Origin of the sequence: Brevundimonas sp. (genome assembly GCF_030656255.1) — a bacterium.
Classification (GTDB): domain Bacteria; phylum Pseudomonadota; class Alphaproteobacteria; order Caulobacterales; family Caulobacteraceae; genus Brevundimonas.
The window spans coordinates 1-2670 of record NZ_JAUSOE010000039.1; the positions used below are offsets into that span (position 1 = coordinate 1).

Consider the following 2670-nt stretch of genomic DNA (forward strand, 5'->3'; position numbering starts at 1 on the left):
GAAGCCCGGGTGCGAGCGCGACAGCATGACCTGCGGCCCCTTGGCCTCGGGACGGACGTCGTAGATGTAGGTGCGGATCCGGTCGCCGATGTTGAACACTTCGCGCGGGATGGACTGGTCGCGGCGCATGACGCCTTCGCCCCGGCCCAGGTCGACGATGGTGTTGCCGTATTCGACGCGCTTGACCGTGCCGTTGACGATTTCGCCGACGCGATCCTTGAACTCTTCGTACTGGTTGGCGCGCTCGGCCTCGCGGACCTTGCCGGTCACGACCTGGCGGGCCATCTGGGTCTGGACGCGGCCGAACTCGAACGGCGGCAGGGTCTCGACATATTCCTTGCCCACGACGGCTTCCGGATCGCGCTTGGAGGCGTCGGTCAGGCGCACCATGGCGCTGTCGTTGAACTCTTCCAGCTCGTCTTCCGGCATCCAATCGTCCTCGACGATGGTGACGTGACGGGTCAGGGCCAGTTCGCCGGTCTTGTGGTCGATCTTGGCGCGGATGTCGTGATGGGCGCCGTAACGCGACTTGGCGCCCTTCTGGATCGCTTCTTCAATCGCCTCGATGACGACTTCGCGTTCGATGTTCTTCTCGCGCGCCACGGCCTCGGCGATCTGCAGCAGTTCGAGGCGGTTGGCGGAAATACCGGTGACGGCCATCAGGCGTTGTCCTCAGAAGGGGTCGTGGTGTCGGTTGTGTCTTCGGCGGCCCCGCCCTCGGGAGTGCCTTCGGGCAGGCCGTCGTCTTCAGGTTCGCCGCGCGCGGCGCGAATGGCGGCGCCCCGTTTCATCAGGGCGTCGGTCAGGACCAGTTTCGCATCGCTCAACCAGTCGAAGGGGATCAGGGCGGTCTCTTCCTCGCCGTCCAGGTCGACCAGGACGTTTCCGTCCTCATAGCCGGCCAGAACGCCCTTGAACCGCTTGCGGCCCTCGATCATCCGGTCCGTCTCCAGCCGCGCCTCCTCGCCCTCGAACAGGTCGAAGTCGAGCGGACGGGTCAGGGGCCGGTCGATGCCGGGCGACGAAACCTCCAGCATATATTCGCCGGCGATGGGGTCGGCGGCGTCGAACACCTCCGACACGGCCCGGCTCAGCTTGGCGCATTGTTCGACCGAGATGTCGTGGTCGGACGGGCGTTCGGCCATGATCTGCAGACGCTGGCGCTTGGAGCCGGTCATCAGGCGGACGCGCACGATCTCGAGACCGAGCGACTCCGCGATGGGGTCGATCAGCTCCAGCAGTTGGCGGTCCTGGGCGGTTCTTGCGCGCAAGCGGCGAATATCCAAAACAAAAGCGGCGGTCCGTCCGGGCCGCCGCTTGGAACGACGCCGTTGGACGCCGGTCTAACGATGTGGACCGCCATATAGGCGGTTCAGGATCGCTTGTCAGCCCTCTTCGTCAGCTTCAGGCGAAGTCGGGAGTCAGACGAGGGCCAGTTGGCCCAGATAATCCATCTTGCTCAGCGGCACGCCCTCCTTGCGCAGGATGGCGTAGGCGGTCGTCACGTGGAAATGGAAGTTGGGCAGGACGAAGCTGGTCAGATAGCCCAGGCCGTCGAAATTCATCTCGCGGCTCGGCGTCTTCAGCGTCACCGGCCGGGTCTCGGCCCCGGCGAAGGCGGCGGGCTCCACGCTCTCGATGAAGGCGATCGTGCGGGCGATGCGCTCCTTCAGTTCGGCGAAGGTGGTCTCGGTATCGGCCATGGCCGGATTGTCGACGCCGGCCAGCCGCGCGACGGCGCCCTTGGCCGAGTCCGACGCCAGTTGGACCTGCGACGCCAGCGGCCGCATATCCTCATGGAGCCGAGCCTGGATCAGGACGGCTTCGTCGAAACCTTCCGCCGACGCCTTGTCCAGAAAGCCCGACAGGTTGGTCAGGCCGCGCACCAGGATGGGCGAGGCGACGTCGTAGAGGGAGAGGGTCATCTTATGGCTCCGGTTGGCGCCATAGCTGGGCGGTTCACCCTCGGAACGCCAGCCCTCCCAGAGCCCTTTGCCTTAAAACTCTTCCCACCCGTCCACGTCGGCCATCGCGGCGGCCTTGGGCGCGGCGCCGCCCCGGCCGACGCTCTTCAGCGCGGCCGCCATGTGGGGCGAGCGCGTCGGCGGCGCGGCGGGAGCGGGCGACGCCCGACGGGGGGCCGGGATCGATGCAGAGGCCGAGCCGACGCGGAACTGGGCGACCGACGCCTGCAGGCTTTCGGCCTCCTGGGACAGCGAATGGCTGGCGGCGGTCGATTGTTCGACCATGGCCGCGTTTTGCTGCGTGACCTGGTCCATCTGGTTCACAGCCGTATTGACCTGGGCCAGACCGACCGCCTGTTCCTGGGCCGAGGCTGCGATTTCCGTGACCAGGGCGTCGATCTCGGCCACCCGGTCCACGATCCGTTGCAGGGCCTCGCCGGTCTGACCGACCAGTTTGACGCCCGAACCGACCTGGGTCGTCGAGGTCGAGATCAGGGTCTTGATCTCCTAGGCCGCTTCCGCCGAACGCTGGGCCAGGGCCCGCACTTCGGATGCGACGACCGCAAATCCGCGACCGGCCTCGCCGCCCCGCGCCGCCTCGACGCCGGCGTTCAGGGCCAGCAGATTGGTCTGGAAGGCGATCTCGTCGATCACGCCGATGATCTGGTTGATCTGGCTGGACGAGGATTCGATCGCCTGCATGGCC

General features: G+C 66.7%; 3 protein-coding genes and 1 pseudogene. All 4 read right to left on the minus strand.

The genetic code is table 11. From position 1 onward, the window contains the following. Positions 1–660, minus strand: a 660-nt coding sequence (locus Q7J26_RS04665) for a transcription termination/antitermination protein NusA (protein ID WP_304935342.1), incomplete at its 3' end; no start/stop codon positions are given. Continuing rightward, positions 660–1271 (minus strand): ribosome maturation factor RimP, encoded by a 612-nt coding sequence (gene rimP / locus Q7J26_RS04670; protein ID WP_304935343.1) that lies wholly within the window; start codon positions 1269–1271, stop codon positions 660–662. The genes rimP and Q7J26_RS04665, both read right to left, overlap by 1 nt. A 150-nt stretch (positions 1272–1421) precedes the next feature. Beyond that, entirely contained in the window at positions 1422–1925 is a 504-nt protein-coding gene (locus Q7J26_RS04675; protein ID WP_304935344.1) for a DUF1993 family protein, read from the minus strand. A 72-nt stretch (positions 1926–1997) separates the two neighbouring features. Then, a pseudogene (locus Q7J26_RS04680) lies at positions 1998–2670 on the minus strand (methyl-accepting chemotaxis protein); the annotation flags it as partial.